Source organism: Mycolicibacterium sp. XJ1819 (genome assembly GCF_053483675.1).
This window is the reverse complement of the sequence record NZ_JBEFST010000003.1, coordinates 73,151-90,017: the sequence shown is the minus strand read 5'-3', so window position 1 is coordinate 90,017 and position 16,867 is coordinate 73,151. Positions and strand designations below refer to the sequence as shown.

Below are 16,867 nucleotides of genomic sequence, written 5' to 3'. Positions count from 1 at the left end.
GTGATGGCTGACAGTCCCATTCCCCCCAGAGCCGTGTTGCTGGTTCCGGGCGGGGTCGCGCTGCTGGCCGGGCTGGACGCCGGTCTGCTACGGCTGGGGCTACCCGCACCCGTCGAGACGACGCGGCTGGCCGAGGTGCACGGCGTCGTGTTGGTACTCGGCTTCGTCGGCACCGTCGTCGCGGTCGAACGCGCCGTGGCCTCGGGCCAGCGGTGGTGTTACCTCGCGCCGGCGCTGCTGGGGCTGGGCGGGGTGGCGCTGACCACGCCCGCGCCGCGGCGGGTCGCCGACCTCGCCCTGCTGGCCGGTGCGGCGCTGCTGGTGGCGGTGTACGTGCCGCTGTGGCGACGAAACTTCGATCCGGCGGTGGTGGTACAGGCGGCGGGGGCGGTGCTGGCGACGGGCGCGGCGCTGCTGTGGGCGGCGGGGGTGCCGGTGCCCGACCTGATGGGCTGGCTGGCCGGGTTCCTGATCCTGACCATCGCGGGGGAGCGCCTCGAACTGGCCCGGGTGACGATGGCAGGCACCCGCGCCGAGGCGCTGCTCGGGGCCGCGGCGGCGATGGTGGTCGCGGGTGCGCTCGCGCAACTGCTCTGGCCGACAACCGGTTACATGCTGCTGGGCACGGGCGTGCTGGCGGTGGTGTGCTGGCTCGTGCGGTTCGACGTGGCCCGGCGCACCGTGCATGCGACGGGCCTGCCGCGGTACATGGCGGTGTGCCTGCTGGCCGGCTACGTCTGGCTGGCGGTCCCCGGGCTGGTCTGGTTGCTGGCCGGTCCGGTGCGCTCCGGCGGCGGCTACGACGCGATCACCCACGCGGTGATGCTCGGTTTCGTGCTGTCGATGATCATGGCGCACGCACCGGTCATTCTGCCCGCGGTGCTGCGCCGGCCGCTGCCATACACGCCCGCGATGTATGTCCCGGTCGCGCTTCTGCATGCGTCGCTGCTGTTGCGAGTGGTCGCCGACGTGCGAGGCCCCGACGTGGCGGTGCAGGCCGGCGGCGTGCTCAACGTCTCGGCCGTGCTTGCCTTCCTCGCGATCGCCGTGCATGCCGCGGTGCGCCGTCGAATCGAGGTGTCGGCATGAATCGCAGTCGGTGGCATCTGCGCGTCGGGTCGGTGGTATTCGGTTGGCTGGCAGCGCTTGTCGTGGTGGCCCTGGTGCATCGATCGGTGCCGATCTCCGGGTGGCTGCTGATTCATCTGCTCGGTCTGGGTGCCGCGGGCAACGCGATCCTGATCTGGAGCCGACATTTCACCGATGCGTTGCTGCGCAGGCCGGCCGACGCGTCGCGGGTGGGGCAGGCCTGGCACATCGCGGTCTTCAACGCGGGAGCGCTGGCCGTGGTCACCGGCATGGTCGGTGGCTGGTGGCCGGTGGCGGGCATCGGCGCAACGCTGGTCGCTGCCGTCGCCCTCAGTCATGCCGTCACGCTGATCCGGCAGATGCGCAGCGCGCTGCCGTCACGGTTCGGCGACACCGTCCGCTACTACGTCGCCGCGGCGGTGATGCTGTCGATCGGCGCGGGACTCGGCGCGGCGATGGCCAACGCGGATCTGCCCGGGACGCTGCACGAGCGGTTCGTCGTCGCCCACGCTGCGGTGAACGTGTTCGGGTTCGTCGGGCTCTCGGTGCTCGGCACGCTCGTCACGCTGTGGCCGACCATGTTGCGCACCCGCATGGCCGACGGCGTCGAGGTCGCGGCCCGCCGCGGGCTGCCAGCCCTGGTGGCTGCGCTGGCCCTCACGGCAGTCGGTGCGACGGCTGGATCACCGCTGGTCAGCGCCGCGGGTGCGCTCGGCTACCTGGTCGCCGCCGGTTTCGTGCTCCGACCCCACATCGACGAGGTCCGCCGCAAGCGGCCGCGTGACTTCCCGACACTGTCGGTGCTGGCGGGCGTGATGTGGCTGCTCGGGTCCCTGACCTACGCCGTCGTCGCCTTTGCCACCGCGCCGTCGTGGACCGTGGTGCTCGACCGTGCGGGCGCGCTGACCGTCGCGGTGCTCGCGGGCTTTCTGGTGCAGGTGCTGTTGGGCTCGCTGACGTTTCTGACGACCGTGGTGGTGGGGGCCCGGGCGTCCGCGCTGGCGGCCTCAGCCGAACTGGAACGCGGTGCGCCGTGGCGGCTGGCGGTCGCCAACCTCGCGCTGCTGCTGTGTGTGCTGCCGACGCCGAGCCTGGTTCGCGTGGTGGCGTCGGTGCTGGTGCTGGCGGCGTTCGCGGCGTTCCTGCCGCTGCTGGCGCGGGCGGTGTGGCAGGCGTGGAAGAAGCGCGACACACCGTCACCGGTCGGCCCGCCGCCGTCGGGGCCGCCGCTGCGACGGCAGCTCGCGGTCGCGGCCGCAGGTGCCGGTGTGGTGGTGCTGGCGGTCGCGGGAGCGGTGGCGGCCGATCCCGCCGCCGTCGGGATCGGCACTGCACCAACGAATTCCGTTGTCGCCACCGGGCAGACCACCGAGGTCGAGGTTCGCGTCGAAGGCATGCGCTATGTGCCCGACACCATCGAGGTGCCTGCGGGAAACCGGTTGGTGGTCACGTTCGTCAACACCGGCTCCGACCGTCACGACCTGGTGCTGGCCAACGGGACCAGCACCGGGCGCCTCGCGCCGGGCGAGACGGCCGTGCTCGACGCCGGGGTGGTCGGGGCCGATCTCGACGGGTGGTGCTCGGTGGCCGGTCACCGGCAGATGGGCATGACGATGTCGGTGCGGGCGATCGGTGCTGCCGCGCCCGGACCGCATTCCGGACATCACCAATCGGACGGCGCCGCATCGGTTTCCGCCGACGAGCTCGCGCGTAGCCTCGCCGCGCAGCCAAACCAAAAATTCGTACCGTACAACGCTGCGCTACCGGCAGCGACACCCGATCACCGCATCACCTTGGCGGTCACCGAAACCGAACAGGAGGTGTCGCCGGGAATCACCCAGCGGCTGTGGACATTCGGCGGCTCGGCGCCTGGTCCGACGCTGCGAGGCAGGATCGGCGATGTCTTCGAGGTCACCCTCGTCAACGACGGCAGCATCGGGCATTCGATCGACTTCCATGCCGGCGCGCTGGCCCCCGACGTGCCGATGCGCACCATCCAACCCGGCGAACGCCTGGTCTATCGCTTCACCGCGACGCGCGCCGGGGTATGGCTGTATCACTGCTCGACGATGCCGATGTCGCTGCACATCGCCAACGGCATGTTCGGCGCGGTGATCATCGACCCGCCGGACCTGCCGCGCGTCGATCGTGAGTACCTGCTGGTGCAGTCCGAGTTCTACCTCGGCCCGCCCGGTGGTGAGGCCGACGCCGGGAAAGTCCTCGCCGAGAAACCCGATCTGGTGGTGTTCAACGGATACGCCAACCAGTACGACCACGCGCCGCTGACCGCGGTGGTGGGGGAGCGGGTGCGGGTCTGGGTGCTGGCGGCCGGACCCAACCGTGGCAGCTCCTTCCATGTCGTCGGCGGCCAGTTCGACACCGTGTGGTCAGAAGGCGACTACCGGCTGCGGCCGGGCCCCGGCGGCGCCCAGAGCCTCGGATTGTCCGCGGCCCAAGGTGGATTCGTCGAACTGGGCTTCGCCGAGCCGGGACGCTACCCGTTCGTGTCGCACGCGATGGTCGACGCCGAGCGCGGCGCACACGGCGTCATCGAGGTCACTGCTGCCGAGTAACTGCCGCGAGCGCGCACTGAGGTACGAAATACGGGGTCCAAACCGTACCTGGATGAGCGCTCGCCAGAGAAGCGACAGCCTCAGCCGGGGTAGCGGCGCGGCGTGTACACCCGGTCGCCGTACCACTGCGTCTGCGAGGATCCGACGATCAGCAGGCAGCGCATATCGACCTCGGCGGGATCCAGGTCGCCGAGTCGCACCACGTCGACCTGTTCGCGTGGGCCCGACACGTCGCGGCCGATCACCACCGGCGTACCGGGATCGCGATGCTCGAGCAGCAGGTCGCGCATCGCCCCCACCTGCCAGGTGCGGGTCTTCGACGCCGGGTTGTAGATCGCGAGCACCAGATCGGACGTGGCCGCGGCGGTCAACCGATTCGCAATCACCTCCCACGGTTTGAGCCGGTCGGACAGCGAGATCACGGCATAGTCGTGGCCCAGCGGCGCGCCGACCCGGCTCGCGACGGCCTGCGCCGCGGTCATCGCCGGAATCACCCGCACCTGCACACCCGGCCACTGCTTGGCCTCTTCGAGCACCGCGGTGGCCATCGCGAACACGCCGGGGTCCCCGGAGGACACCACCGCGACCGCGCGGCCCTGCTCGGCCAGCGTGCAGGCCAGTCGGGCGCGGGCCGGTTCGTCGGTGTTGTCGCTGGGGTGGCGGCGCTGACCGGCCCGAGCGCCGATGCGGTCGAGGTAGGGGCCGTAGCCGATGAGATCGGTCGCCGCGGCCAGTTCACGGCGGCTCTGTGGGGTCATCCAGTCGGGGTCACCGGGCCCGAGGCCGACGACCGCGACGCTGCCGACGGCGTGATCGGGCGCGCTGCCCGCGGTCGGCAACCGCGACGCCGATCCGGGCAGCATCACCAACGAGAAGTACGGCACCGACGCCTCGTCGACCTCGGCGGCGGGTGACACCCGCTGCGCGTCGGTGCTCGCCCGTTCGACATAGAAGGCGTCCTCGAGACGGCCGGTCGACGAAAGTGCTTCGCGCACCGCGGGGTAGGACCGGCCGAGCTTGAGGACGACGGCGGCGTCGGCGTCGGCGACCCGCCGCCGGAGTTCCTCGATCGGCAACGTCCCCGGCAGGATCGACAGCACCTCGTCGCCCTGCACCAGCGGGGTGCCGGTGGCCGCCGACGCGGCGCTCACCGACGTGACGCCCGGAACGATCACCGCGTCGAAGCGCTGCGTCAGCCGGGTGTGCATGTGCATGTAGGAGCTGTAGAACAGCGGGTCGCCCTCCGCGAGCAGCGCCACGTCGCGGCCGGCGTCGAGGTGTGCGGCGATCCGCTCGGCGGAGTCGCGGTAGAAGTCCTCCATCGCGCCCGCGTAGCCGCCGGGATGGTCGGTGGTCTCGGTGGTGACCGGGTAGACCAGGTGCTCCTCGAGCTGGCCGGGCCGCAGGTACCGGTCGGCGATGCCGCGCGCGATGCTGCGGCCGTGCCGCGCGCTGTGGTAGGCCACGACGTCGGCCTCGCCGATCACCCGGGCGGCCTTGACCGTGACGAGTTCGGGGTCGCCCGGTCCCAGGCCGACGCCGAAGAGGGTCCCTCGGTTACTGCTCATTCGCGCTCGGATGCCATCGCGTTCACCGCCGCGGCCGCCATCGCGCTGCCGCCGCGGCGACCGGTCACCACCAGGTAGGACATGCCGCGTGGCCGCTCGATCAGTTCCTGCTTGGACTGCGCGGAGCCGACGAACCCGACCGGCCCGCCCAGCACCGCGGCCGGGGTGGGCGCACCCTCGTCGATCAGCTCGAGAAGGCGGAACAGCGCGGTCGGCGCGTTACCGATGGCCAGCACGGCGCCGCCGAGCCGGTCGGCCCACACGTCGACCGCGGCCGCCGAACGGGTGGTGCCCATGCGGTCGGCCACCTCCGGTGCGCGCGGGTCGGCGACCAGCGAGACCACCTCGTTGTCCGCGGGCAGCCGCGACCGGGTGATGCCCGCGGCCACCATCGAGGAGTCACACAACACCGGGGCTCCTGCGGCCAGCGCGGCGTGGGTCTTGGCGACGACGTCCTCACTGAAGGCGATGTGCCGGGTCAGATCCACCTGCCCACAGGTGTGGATCAGCCGTACCACCGCCCGCGCGACGTCGTCCGGAAACGCCGACAGATCGGCCTCGGCGCGGATCGTCGCGAACGACTGCCGATAGATCTCGGCGGCGTCGCGGATGTAGTCGAGCACGCGATCACCCTACGGGGACGCGCTGCGCAGCCGGTATCCGTCTCCGGTTGCCACCAGCACCTGCGCGCCCAGGGGGCTGCCGCAGGCACGGTCACAGCCGACGAAGTGACGATGGCCGACGGCGGGTTCGGCCACGGCCGCCTCGGCGTCGGCGCGCACGTCGGCCGCCGAGTGCGCACACCCGGGGCGGCCGGTACACGCGCTGACCGCCAGCCACGGTGAGGTCTCGTCGAACACCAGACCCATCGGCGCCAGCACCCGCAGCGCGACGTCGGCCGCGTCTTCGGACAGGTCGAAGATCAGCACCGAGCGCCACGGGGTGACGGCCAGCGGTGCGCTGACCGCGGCGAGGTACTCGGCCACCCGGGCCCGCAGCACGCCCAGCGGTACCGCCGCGCCGAGCGTGACGCGGCCGTCGTTCTGCGGGATCCAGCCCACCGGCGGGCGGGTGACCGGTTCGTGTCCGGCGCCGGGGGGCGCGGTCGCGGTGAACCCGGCCAGCAGTGCGCCGGTGTCGGTGAGCTCGCCGATCCGCCAGGCCGTGCCTCGAAGCCCGGCGAACCGGCATGCGATCTCGACGACGGCGGGCACCGCGTCGGCCAGGTCGACCCGCACACCGGTGTCACGGCCGGCGAGCAGCAGGGCGGCCGGACCGTCGTCGCCGTCGCCGAGAACGTGCACGCCGACGTCGGCGCCCAGTCCGGAGATGTCACCGCGGCCGTCGTCGACGCCGAACAGCACCCGGCCGGGAAGCTCGACCAGTTCGCTGCGCGCCTGGATCGCCCGGTCCAACTCCTCGACCAGCCGGCGCACGTCGACGTGCGGGCCGACACGCCCGGACAGGGGGGAGGCGACGATGTTGCGGACCCGCTCGTGGGTCTCGGACGGCAGCAGGCCCGCCGCGGCGACCGCTTCGGCGACCGCCGCCGTGCCCGCCGGATCCCTGATGCCGCGGATCTGGATGTTTGCGCGGGAGGTGAGTTCCATTGCCTGCGAACCCCAGTCGGTGGCCGCCCGCGCCAGCGCCTCGAGCTGCGTGGGAGTGATCACCCCGCCGGGCAGCCGTACCCGCGCCAGGGCGCCGTCGGCGGCCGGATGCAACTGCAATGCACCCGGGCAGGCGTCCTGGTCGCGCGTTCTGGCCATCCACCCACGGTACGCCCGCGGTGCTGGTCAGCCCGCCAACGGTACCGGGCTCACCACGTCCGAGTAGGCCGACGCGTCGCCGGCGACACTGCGGCTGCGCCTGCCGTGCACGTCGACCGGGATGTCGCCGGCCAGGGTGACACGGGTGAGCCGGCGATACTGGTCGTCGTAGTCGGACACGGCGTAGTGCTGGGTGGCCCGGTTGTCCCAGATCGCCAGGTCGCCGGCCGCCCAGTTCCATCGGATGGTGTTCTCCAGCTTGGTGATCCGCGCCTGCAGCAGTGCGAACAGCGTGGCTGACTCGGTGCGGCCCAGGCCGACGAACTGCTTGACGAACTGGCCGAGCAGCAGCACCCGTCGGCCGGTCTCCGGATGTATCCGCACCACGGGGTGTTCGGTCTCGTAATACTCGGAGACGAACTCGCGACGGTATTGACCGACGGTGTCGGGCAGCGGTTCGCGTCGACTGTCGATGTCCGCGGCGTAGTCGTAGGCGTTGGTGTGCACCGCCCAGAGGTTGTCGGCGAGCGCACGCAGCGGGCCGGGCAGCGCGTCGTATGCGGTCTCGGTGTTGGCCCACGTGGTGCTGCCCCCGTAGGCGGGAAGGGAAACCGCCCGCAACAGCGAGGCTTTCGGGATCCGGTCGACGAACGTGACGTCGCTGTGCCAGGCGTCGGCCTTGTCGTAGCGGGAATCGATCGCCAGCGACCGGGTTCCGTGAGACCTCACCGTCGGATGCGCGCCGGTCGGGACGCCCAGTCGCGCAGCGAGTGCGAGTTGGCCGTCCTCGTCGAGGCCCTGCTGGTCGCGAAAGAAGAGCACCTTGTGCTCGAGCAGCGCGGCGTTGATCAGCGACGCGGTCGCGGCATCGACATCCGTGCCCAGATCGACACCGTCGATGCGCGCGCCGATGTGCGCGCCGAGTTTCACCACCCGTACCGGCCAGGCCAACGCGACCACCCCCGTCTGTCAGAGGAACACTGTCGTTTCCACCGCCCGTAAACCATGTTTCTGCTCAGCACGAATCGAATGACTCGGGTTTGGCGGCCGTCGGTTCTGGGTAGGGTCTGCGCCGTGAGGCCGCTGTGGGAGTACGCCACCGCCCACCGTTCGCAATTGCTGTTCGACTCGTTCCAACATGTCAGCGCCGTGGTGCAGAGCGTGCTGATCGCCACCGTCGTCGGAGTGGCCGTCGGTGTGCTCACCTACCGCAGGCCGCTGGCCGCGAACCTGGCGACGGCGAGTTCGAGTGTCATCCTGACCGTCCCCGCGTTCGCCCTGCTGGGCCTGCTCATCCCATTGTTCGGGTTGGGTGTGGTCCCCAGTGTGGCGGCGCTGGTGCTGTACTCGCTGCTGCCGATCGTGCGGAACACGATCGTGGGGCTCAACGCCGTCGACCCGGCGCTGACCGACGCGGCACGCGGAATCGGCATGGGCGGGCTGGGCACCTTGGGCCGGGTGGAACTGCGGCTGGTATGGCCGTCGATCCTGTCGGCGATGCGGGTGAGCACGCAGATGTCGATGGGTGTGCTCGCGATCGCGGCCTATGTCAAGGGCCCGGGGTTGGGCAACCTCATCTTCGCCGGATTGGCCCGGGTGGGCAGCCCGACGGCGATTCCGATGGCACTCACCGGAACACTGCTCATCGTCATCCTGGCGCTGCTCCTCGACGCGATCCTGGTGCTGACCGGCCGGCTGACCACATCGAAAGGTATTCGGTGACAATACAATCCGAAGCCAAGGCGGACGCGGCACAATCCAGCGGCGAGCGCATCGTGCTGGACCACGTATCGAAGGTCTATCCCGGCGCCGAGCACCCCGCGGTCGATGACACCTCGCTGGACATTCCCGCGGGCGAGATCGTGATCTTCGTCGGACCGTCGGGATGCGGGAAGACGACGATGATGCGGATGATCAACCGGCTCAGCGAGCCGACGTCGGGGCGCATCCTGATCGGGGAGCGGGACGCGTTGTCGATCAAGCCGACCAGGTTGCGGCGCTCGGTCGGGTACGCGATCCAGCAGGCCGGCCTGTTCCCGCATATGACGATCCGCCAGAACGTCGGCCTGGTGCCCGGCCTGCTCAAGTGGGACCGAAAGCGGATCGCCTACCGCGTCGACGAACTGCTCGACATGGTGGGGCTCGAGCCGGGGCAGTACGCGGACCGCTACCCGCGCCAACTGTCGGGCGGCCAGCAGCAGCGCGTCGGGGTGGCTCGTGCGTTGGCGGCCGATCCGCCGGTGTTGTTGATGGACGAGCCGTTCGGGGCCGTCGACCCGATCACCCGAAGCACCTTGCAGGACGAGTTGTTGCGGCTGCAGAACGATCTGCGCAAGACCATCGTGTTCGTCACGCACGACTTCGGTGAGGCCGTCAAACTCGGCGACCGGATCGCCGTGCTGGGCCAGCAGTCCAAGGTGCTGCAGTACGACACCCCGCAGGCGATCCTGGCCAGCCCGGCCGACGAGACGGTGGCGGGTTTCGTCGGGTCCGGTGCGTCGCTGCGCCAGCTGAGCCTGGTGCGGGTCAAGGACGTGACGCTACGTGCCCACCCGAGCGTGCGGCGCGGCGACAGCATCGACGCCGTGCGAAACCTACTGGCCGGCAGCGAATTCGACTGGGCGGTGGTACTCGACGACCGTGACCGCCCGGTGAGTTGGGTGCGCGAGAGCCGACTGCGCAATGCCGACTCGCTGAGCGACGTGTCCGAGCCACTCGACGTCATCAGCACGCAGTCCACGCTCGAGGACGCGCTCGAAGCCATCCTGGCCGAGCAGCACGCCTCGGCGGTGGTGACCGGACCCGGCAGCAGATATGCCGGCGTCGTCACCTTGGACACGCTGATCGACACCATCACCCGACTGCGCGCCGAGGCCGATGCCGACTCCGAGGACCAGGACGACCCGTGAACTCTGTCGAGGCCGCTGCGCCGAAGGTGAGCGCCGCCGAACGCATTCGGCTGTGGGCCCAACCGGTGCTGGTGATCGTCGTCGGGGCCGTGGTGACGTTCTGGGCGTTCAACCGGACCCTGACCGCCACCCAGCAGGAGAACATCAACGTCGGCAACGTCACGACGCTGATCTGGCAGCATCTGCTCATCACGTTCGCGGTGACCGCGATTGTGGTGGCGGTCGGTGTTCCACTCGGGGCGTTGGTGACCCGGCCCGGCGCGAAGACGTTGCGGCCGCTGATCGTCGGGATCGCCAACATCGGTCAGGCCGCCCCCGCGATCGGTCTGCTGGTGCTGTTCTTCTTGTGGACGGCCAAGACCGGCTTCTGGATCGGGGTGCTGCCCATCGCGCTGTACTCGTTGCTGCCCGTGCTGGCCAGCACCATCCTCGGTCTCGACCAGGTGGACCGGTCGCTGATCGACGCGGGTCTGGGGCAGGGCATGTCCCGTAGCGCGCTGCTGTTCAGAGTCGAACTGCCGCTGGCGGTTCCGTACATCCTCGGCGGTCTGCGCACGTCGCTGGTGATCGCTGTCGGCACCGCGACGCTGTCGTTTCTGGTCAACGCCGGCGGGCTGGGCATCCTGATCGACACCGGCTACAAGCTGCAGGACAACGTCACCCTGATTCTGGGCAGTGTGCTCGCAGTGTGTTTGGCGCTGATGGTCGACTGGCTCGGTGGGCTCGCCGAATTCTTCCTCAATCCTAAGGGCCTTCGGTGATGCGCGCCGTGCGCGACTGGGCAGCCGTCACCGTCGCGGTGTGCGCGGTGGCACTGGCCGGCTGCGGGCTGGGGTCGGGGAGCACCGTGCCACTGGGGGTGGGACCCGGTTCGGTGCAGCCCACTGCGGGGCTCGAGGGAGTGAAGATCACCGTGGGCTCCAAGGAATACACCGAGCAGGTCATCATGGGCTACATCCTGGAATACACGCTGGCCGCCGCGGGCGCCGACGTCCGGGACCTGACCGGCATCGTCGGATCGCGCAGCACCCGCGAGGCCCAACTGCGCGGGCAGGTCGACGTCGCATACGAATTCACCGGCAACGCCTGGATCAACTACCTCGACCACGAGAAGCCGATCCCCGACAGCCGCCGACAGTACGAGGCGGTACGCGACGAGGATCTCGAGCGCAACGACATGGTGTGGTTGCCGCCGGGGCCGATGGACGACACTTACGCGCTGGCCGCGAGCAGAAAAGTGGTGGAGCGCACCGGAGTACACACTCTTTCTCAGTACGCCGATCTGGTCCGGACCGACCCGGCGGCGGCGAAAACCTGCGTGGACACCGAATTTCGGGCCCGTCAGGACGGCTACCCGGGGATGGCCGCCGCATACGGTTTCGACCCGGTGCGCGCGCAGACGCCGATCCTTCAGGTCGGCATCATCTACCAGGCGACCGCCGACGCGGACCAGTGCGATTTCGGCGAGGTGTTCACCACCGACGGCCGCATCGCCGCCCTCGACCTCGTCGTGCTCACCGACGACAAACAGTTCTTCGCGCACTACAACCCGTCGGTGACGATGAAGCGCGAGTTCTTCCAGGCGCATCCGCAGATCGCCGAGGTCACCGCGCCGGTGACCGCCGCGCTGACCAACGACGCGATCATCGAGATGAACAAGCAGGTCGATGTCGAGGGCCGCGAGCCCGCGGTGGTCGCCCGTGACTGGATGGTCACAGAGGGCTTCGTCACCGAACGGTAGGCCCACCGCGCGTCGGTCAAACTTGTTGCAACAGACAATATCTCAGTACCGAAGGTGACGGTCGTCACATTAGAGGGCGTAGTGATCTGTCCCACACACGTCATTCCGTTTCGGCCCTGACCGGCTCTACCTTTCAATCACTGCACGCAGGTGCGGTGAGGGGTTGTCAGGGAGGAACAACGATGTTCGAAATCATCACCTTCGGCGGCTTACTGGTCCTGCTCGTTGCCGCGCTCGTGCTGCCCTATCCGGACATGTGGTACCGGCGCTGGTACCCGCCCCGCTAACCGAGGCGGGGCCGGTAGGTGCCGAAGCTCCAGACGTTGCCGTGGGGGTCACGTGCGGCGAATTCGCGTGAGACGTACTCCTGGTCGGTGAGCCCCATGATGATTTCGGCGCCGGCCGCCACCGCGCGGTCGTGCAAGGCATCGGGATCCTCGACGACGACGTAGGTCACCACCGGCCCGGGCTCGGCGAACGGGCTGTCGGCGCGGTCGGCGTCGTTGATCATCACGATCCCGGTGCCGACCCTGACCTCGGCGTGCTGCAGAGGCTGGTCGTCCTCCGGTGGCACCAGCAGGGCGGGGATGGCGCCGAATGCCTGCTCAAGCCAACGGATTCCGGCGCGAGGGTCGCTGAACGGGACGATGGGCACCGCCCCGTTTATCGTCAGTGTGTCAGTCATGCACCCGATGCTAGGCGGGCAGTGGGCTGGTGTCTTGGACGAAATTTACGGTCTGCGCGCGCAGTTCGGTCGGGGTCAGGTCGGCCAGGTCACGCACCTCGCGGGCCAGATGGGCCTGGTCGAAGTATCCACACGCCGCGGCGGCACTCGCCCAGTCGGCGTGCGGGTCGGTGGCGAGCAGCGCTGTCAGCCGCTCGAACCGCACGATCCGTGCCACCAGCTTCGGCGGCAGGCCCACGGCGTCGCGGTAGCGCGCGATCAGCCGCCGGTGGCTCCAGCCCAACTCGCCGGCGAGTTCTCCGATCGACGACGCGCCGCCGCTGGTGACGATGCGGTGAAGCGACCACTCGACGCCCGGGTCGACCGGGTCGGCGTCGGCGAGGCGAGCGCGGATCACGTCGTCGATGATCGCGAAACGCGTGGCCCAGGTCGGGGCCTCGCCCACCCGCTGCACCAGTTCGCCGCCGAACCGGCCGAACACCGCGTCGATGGGCACCGAGGAGTTGGCCAGTTCGCTCATCGGGATGCCGATCAGCCGGCGCGCCCCCAGCGGCGTCAGGTCCACCTGAAGACACTGCGCCGAGCCGGCATGGCCGACGAGCACCGGACCGTCGGTGACCCCGGCGACGAACGAGCCGAGTCGAAGCGGATCGCCTGCGGCATGCTCGCGGTGCGCCACGGTCCAACCCGCGTCGAGGTCGATGATGATCGGTACGAACGTGCAGGGCAGCTCGCGGAAGGTGACCGGCCCCGGCGTCCGCTGCGCGTAACCCTCGTAGCGCAGCACCACACCGCGCAGCGACGGATGCGGTGTGCCCGTCTCGAACGTCGCGCTCACCGCACCCACGGTAGTGCTTACCACCGAGAAGACCACCGAGGAAACGGTGGAAGCAGTGGGGGCCCACGAGACCGGATGGGGTAGTAATGGTGCGTGCCAGATCCCACCGTGCTTCTGCTCTCGACCTCGGACACCGACCTGATCGCGGCCCGCGCCTGCGGGGCCGAATTCCGCTGGGCCAACCCGTCGCGGCTGGTCGACGGTGAACTCGACGAGCTGCTGGACGGTGCCGATGTCGCCGTGGTCCGCATCCTGGGCGGTTACCGGTACTGGCAGGAGGGCATCGACGCGGTGGTGGCCAGTGGGGTGCCGACCGTGGTGGTCAGCGGCGAGCAGACGCCCGACGCCGAGCTGATGGAGCATTCGACGACGCCTGCCGGGGTCGCCGTGCAGACGCACGTCTACCTGGCCCAGGGTGGGGTGGAGAACCTGCGCCAGTTGCATGCCTTCCTGTGCGACACGTTGTTGATGACGGGGTTCGGTTTCGCGCCACCGGCGACGACCCCGACCTGGGGCGTGCTCGAGCGGGCGGCCTCCGACGGCGACGGCCCGACCGTCGCGGTGCTCTACTACCGGGCCCAACACCTTGCCGGCAACACCGCCTACGTCGAGGCGCTCTGTGACGCGATCGAGGATGCCGGCGGGCGGGCGCTTCCCGTGTTCTGCGCGTCGCTGCGCACCGCGGACGCTGACCTGCTCGAGCTGCTCGGCACCGCCGACGCGTTGGTGACCACGGTGCTCGCGGCAGGGGCCGCCACCCCGGCGGACGTCACCGCGGGCGGCAACGACGACGCCTGGAACGTGGCGCATCTGGCCGCCCTGGACATCCCGATCCTGCAGGGTCTGTGCCTGACCAGCTCCCGCGCCCAGTGGCAGGGCAACGACGACGGGTTGTCGCCGCTCGATGTCGCCAGCCAGGTGGCCGTGCCGGAATTCGACGGTCGCATCATTACGGTCCCGTTCTCGTTCAAGGAGATCGACGACGAGGGGCTGATCTCCTATGTGGCCGATCCGGAGCGGTGCGCGCGGGTCGCCGGACTCGCGGTGCGGCACGCGCGACTGCGCGGCATACCCGCCGAGCACAAGCGGGTGGCGGTGGTGTTCTCGGCCTATCCGACCAAACACGCCCGCATCGGCAACGCCGTCGGCCTGGACACCCCGGCCAGCGCCGTCGCGTTGCTGCGCGCGATGCGCGCCGCCGGATATGTCATCGACGACGTCCCGGGCGTCGACGCGGGCGATGGTGACGCGCTGATCCACGCGTTGATCGAACGCGGCGGGCAGGACCGCGACTGGCTCACCGAGACCCAGCTGGAGGGCAACCCGATCCGGGTGCGCGCCGCCGAGTACCGCGAGTGGTTCGCGACCCTGCCCGCCGAGTTCACCGACGCCGTCGTCGAGCACTGGGGACCGCCGCCGGGCGACGTGTTCGTCGACCGCAGCGCCGACCCCGACGGCGAGATCGTGATCGCCGCCCTGCAGGCGGGCAACGTGGTACTGATGGTCCAGCCGCCACGAGGTTTCGGGGAGAACCCCGTCGCGATCTACCACGACCCCGACCTGCCGCCCAGCCACCACTATCTGGCCGCCTACCGGTGGATCGAGTCGGTGTTCGGCGCCGATGTGGTCATCCACCTCGGCAAGCACGGAAACCTCGAATGGCTGCCCGGTAAGACGCTGGGGATGTCGGCGGCGTGCGCACCCGACGCCGCACTGGGCGACCTGCCGCTGGTCTACCCGTTCCTGGTCAACGACCCGGGGGAGGGCACTCAAGCCAAGCGGCGCGCGCACGCCACCCTCGTCGACCACCTCATCCCGCCGATGGCGCGTGCCGAAACCTACGGCGACATCGCCCGATTGGAACAACTGCTCGACGAGCACGCCAACGTCTCGGCGCTGGACCCGGGCAAGCTGCCCGCCATCCGCCAGCAGATCTGGACGTTGATGCGCGCGGCGAAGATGGATCACGACCTCGGACTGGAGGAACGCCCCGAGGAGGACTCGTTCGACGACATGCTGCTGCACGTCGACGGATGGCTGTGCGAGATCAAGGATGTCCAGATCCGCGACGGCCTGCACGTGCTCGGCGAAAAGCCCACCGGCGAGGCCGAACTGGATCTGGTGCTGGCCATCCTGCGTGCCCGCCAGTTGTTCGGCGGCGAGCAGACCGTGCCGGGACTGCGCCAGGCGCTCGGCCTCACCGAGGATGGCAGCGACGACCGCGCCGAGGTCGACGCGGCCGAGGACGCCGCCCGTAAACTCGTTGCCGCCCTGCAGGAATCGGGTTGGGACGCGGGTATCGTCGACACCCTCACCGACGACGCCCAGGTGGCGGCCATCCTGCGGTTCGCGGCCACCGAGGTGATCCCGAGGCTGGCGGGGACCGCCGACGAGATCAACCAGATCCTGCGCGCACTGGACGGCCGCTTCATCGAGTCGGGGCCCTCGGGGTCGCCGCTGCGCGGTCTGGTCAACGTGTTGCCCACCGGGCGCAACTTCTACTCGGTGGATCCCAAGGCGGTGCCGTCGCGGCTGGCGTGGGAGACCGGGGTGGCGATGGCCGATTCGCTGCTGGGGCGTTACCGCGACGACTACGGCGAATGGCCGCGGTCGGTGGGCCTGTCGGTGTGGGGCACGTCGGCCATGCGCACCTCGGGCGACGACATCGCCGAAGTGCTCGCGCTGCTCGGTGTCCGGCCGGTGTGGGACGACGCGTCACGCCGCGTGGTCGACCTCGAGCCCATCGCGCTCGACGAATTGGGCAGACCGCGCATCGATGTCACGGTGCGGATCTCGGGCTTCTTCCGGGACGCTTTCCCGCATGTGGTGACAATGCTCGACGACGCCGTGCAACTGGCGGCGGGCCTCGACGAGTCGGCCGATGACAACTACGTGCGCGCCCACGCGCAGGCCGACCTCGCCGAACACGGTGACCAACGCCGCGCCACGACAAGGATTTTCGGCTCCAAACCGGGCACCTACGGGGCCGGCCTGCTGCAGCTGATCGACAGCCGCAACTGGCGTGACGATGCCGACCTCGCGGAGGTCTACACCGCGTGGGGCGGTTTCGCCTACGGCCGCGGCCTGGACGGCAGGGCGGCTTCCGACGACATGAACCGGCAGTACCGTCGAATCATGGTGGCCGCCAAGAACACCGACACCCGCGAGCACGACATCGCCGATTCCGACGACTACTTCCAGTACCACGGCGGCATGGTCGCCACCGTGCGCGCGCTGACCGGAAAGGACCCGGCCGCCTACATCGGCGACAACACCCGACCCGACGCGGTGCGCACCCGCACACTGTCGGAGGAGACCACCCGGGTGTTTCGTGCACGGGTGGTGAATCCGCGGTGGATCAACGCGATGCGCAGACACGGCTACAAGGGCGCCTTCGAGATGGCCGCCACGGTCGACTACCTGTTCGGCTACGACGCGACGGCGGGTGTGATGGCCGACTGGATGTATGAGCGGTTGGCGGGGGAGTACGTGCTCGACGACGAGAACCGCAAGTTCATGGCCGAGTCCAATCCGTGGGCGCTGCACGGGATGGCCGAACGTCTGCTGGAAGCCGCCGGACGGGGGATGTGGGCCGCCCCCGAGAAGGCCACCATCGACGGTCTGCAACAGGTGCTGCTGGAGGCCGAGGGCGACCTGGAGGGCTGAGCGTGCCGGTCACGGGCGCGCCGGTAGGT

At 69.8% G+C, this 16,867-nt stretch carries 13 protein-coding genes; 7 read left to right on the top strand and 6 right to left on the bottom strand.

The features are described from left to right. Positions 1-3: 3 nt before the first annotated feature. Both ABQE89_RS03955 and ABQE89_RS03950 read left to right on the top strand, forming a co-directional pair. On the top strand, positions 4-1,089 hold the full coding sequence (locus ABQE89_RS03955) for a DUF8744 domain-containing protein (RefSeq protein ID WP_448414359.1): 1,086 nt from the start codon (positions 4-6) through the stop codon (positions 1,087-1,089). Beyond that, positions 1,086-3,662, top strand: coding sequence for a multicopper oxidase domain-containing protein (locus ABQE89_RS03950; protein ID WP_448414357.1), 2,577 nt, complete (start codon positions 1,086-1,088; stop codon positions 3,660-3,662). The genes ABQE89_RS03955 and ABQE89_RS03950 overlap by 4 nt, the downstream gene beginning before the upstream one ends. A gap of 80 nt (positions 3,663-3,742) precedes the next feature. On the opposite strand, the gene ABQE89_RS03945 is transcribed toward ABQE89_RS03950, so the two are convergent. Genes ABQE89_RS03945 through ABQE89_RS03930 form a run of 4 tightly spaced genes read right to left on the bottom strand, consistent with a single transcriptional unit; the run spans position 3,743 to position 7,950 of the window. Next, on the bottom strand, positions 3,743-5,230 hold the full coding sequence (locus tag ABQE89_RS03945) for a precorrin-2 C(20)-methyltransferase (protein ID WP_448414355.1): 1,488 nt from the start codon (positions 5,228-5,230) through the stop codon (positions 3,743-3,745). Continuing rightward, positions 5,227-5,853, bottom strand: coding sequence for a precorrin-8X methylmutase (locus ABQE89_RS03940; RefSeq protein ID WP_448414353.1), 627 nt, complete (start codon positions 5,851-5,853; stop codon positions 5,227-5,229). Before ABQE89_RS03940 ends, ABQE89_RS03945 begins: the two co-directional genes overlap by 4 nt. Positions 5,854-5,862: 9 nt before the next feature. Beyond that, complete coding sequence (gene cobG, locus ABQE89_RS03935; RefSeq protein WP_448414351.1) at positions 5,863-6,999, bottom strand: precorrin-3B synthase; 1,137 nt, start codon at positions 6,997-6,999, stop codon at positions 5,863-5,865. Positions 7,000-7,026: 27 nt separating this feature from the next. Continuing rightward, on the bottom strand, positions 7,027-7,950 hold the full coding sequence (locus ABQE89_RS03930; protein WP_448414349.1) for a TauD/TfdA dioxygenase family protein: 924 nt from the start codon (positions 7,948-7,950) through the stop codon (positions 7,027-7,029). Positions 7,951-8,073: 123 nt separating this feature from the next. Here ABQE89_RS03930 and ABQE89_RS03925 point away from each other — a divergent pair, with 123 nt between their 5' ends. Genes ABQE89_RS03925 through ABQE89_RS03910 form a run of 4 tightly spaced genes read left to right on the top strand, consistent with a single transcriptional unit; the run spans position 8,074 to position 11,649 of the window. After that, complete coding sequence (locus ABQE89_RS03925; protein WP_448414347.1) at positions 8,074-8,721, top strand: ABC transporter permease; 648 nt, start codon at positions 8,074-8,076, stop codon at positions 8,719-8,721. Beyond that, entirely contained in the window at positions 8,718-9,908 is a 1,191-nt protein-coding gene (locus ABQE89_RS03920; RefSeq protein WP_448414345.1) for an ATP-binding cassette domain-containing protein, read from the top strand. The genes ABQE89_RS03925 and ABQE89_RS03920 overlap by 4 nt, the downstream gene beginning before the upstream one ends. Further along, positions 9,905-10,669 (top strand): ABC transporter permease, encoded by a 765-nt coding sequence (locus tag ABQE89_RS03915; RefSeq protein ID WP_448414343.1) that lies wholly within the window; start codon positions 9,905-9,907, stop codon positions 10,667-10,669. The genes ABQE89_RS03920 and ABQE89_RS03915 overlap by 4 nt, the downstream gene beginning before the upstream one ends. Next, a complete protein-coding gene (locus tag ABQE89_RS03910; protein ID WP_448414807.1) occupies positions 10,669-11,649 on the top strand; it encodes a glycine betaine ABC transporter substrate-binding protein in 981 nt (326 codons plus the stop codon). Before ABQE89_RS03915 ends, ABQE89_RS03910 begins: the two co-directional genes overlap by 1 nt. A 283-nt stretch (positions 11,650-11,932) precedes the next feature. Here the strand turns inward: ABQE89_RS03910 and ABQE89_RS03905 are convergent, their stop codons facing one another. Both ABQE89_RS03905 and ABQE89_RS03900 read right to left on the bottom strand, forming a co-directional pair. Continuing rightward, positions 11,933-12,334: a VOC family protein gene (locus ABQE89_RS03905; RefSeq protein WP_448414341.1), complete on the bottom strand. Its 402-nt coding sequence runs from the start codon at positions 12,332-12,334 to the stop codon at positions 11,933-11,935. 10 nt (positions 12,335-12,344) lie between these two features. Then, positions 12,345-13,172, bottom strand: coding sequence for a helix-turn-helix domain-containing protein (locus ABQE89_RS03900; RefSeq protein ID WP_448414339.1), 828 nt, complete (start codon positions 13,170-13,172; stop codon positions 12,345-12,347). 93 nt (positions 13,173-13,265) lie between these two features. Between ABQE89_RS03900 and cobN the strand changes: the two genes are divergently transcribed. Then, on the top strand, positions 13,266-16,838 hold the full coding sequence (gene cobN / locus ABQE89_RS03895; RefSeq protein WP_448414337.1) for a cobaltochelatase subunit CobN: 3,573 nt from the start codon (positions 13,266-13,268) through the stop codon (positions 16,836-16,838). Positions 16,839-16,867 lie beyond the last annotated feature (29 nt).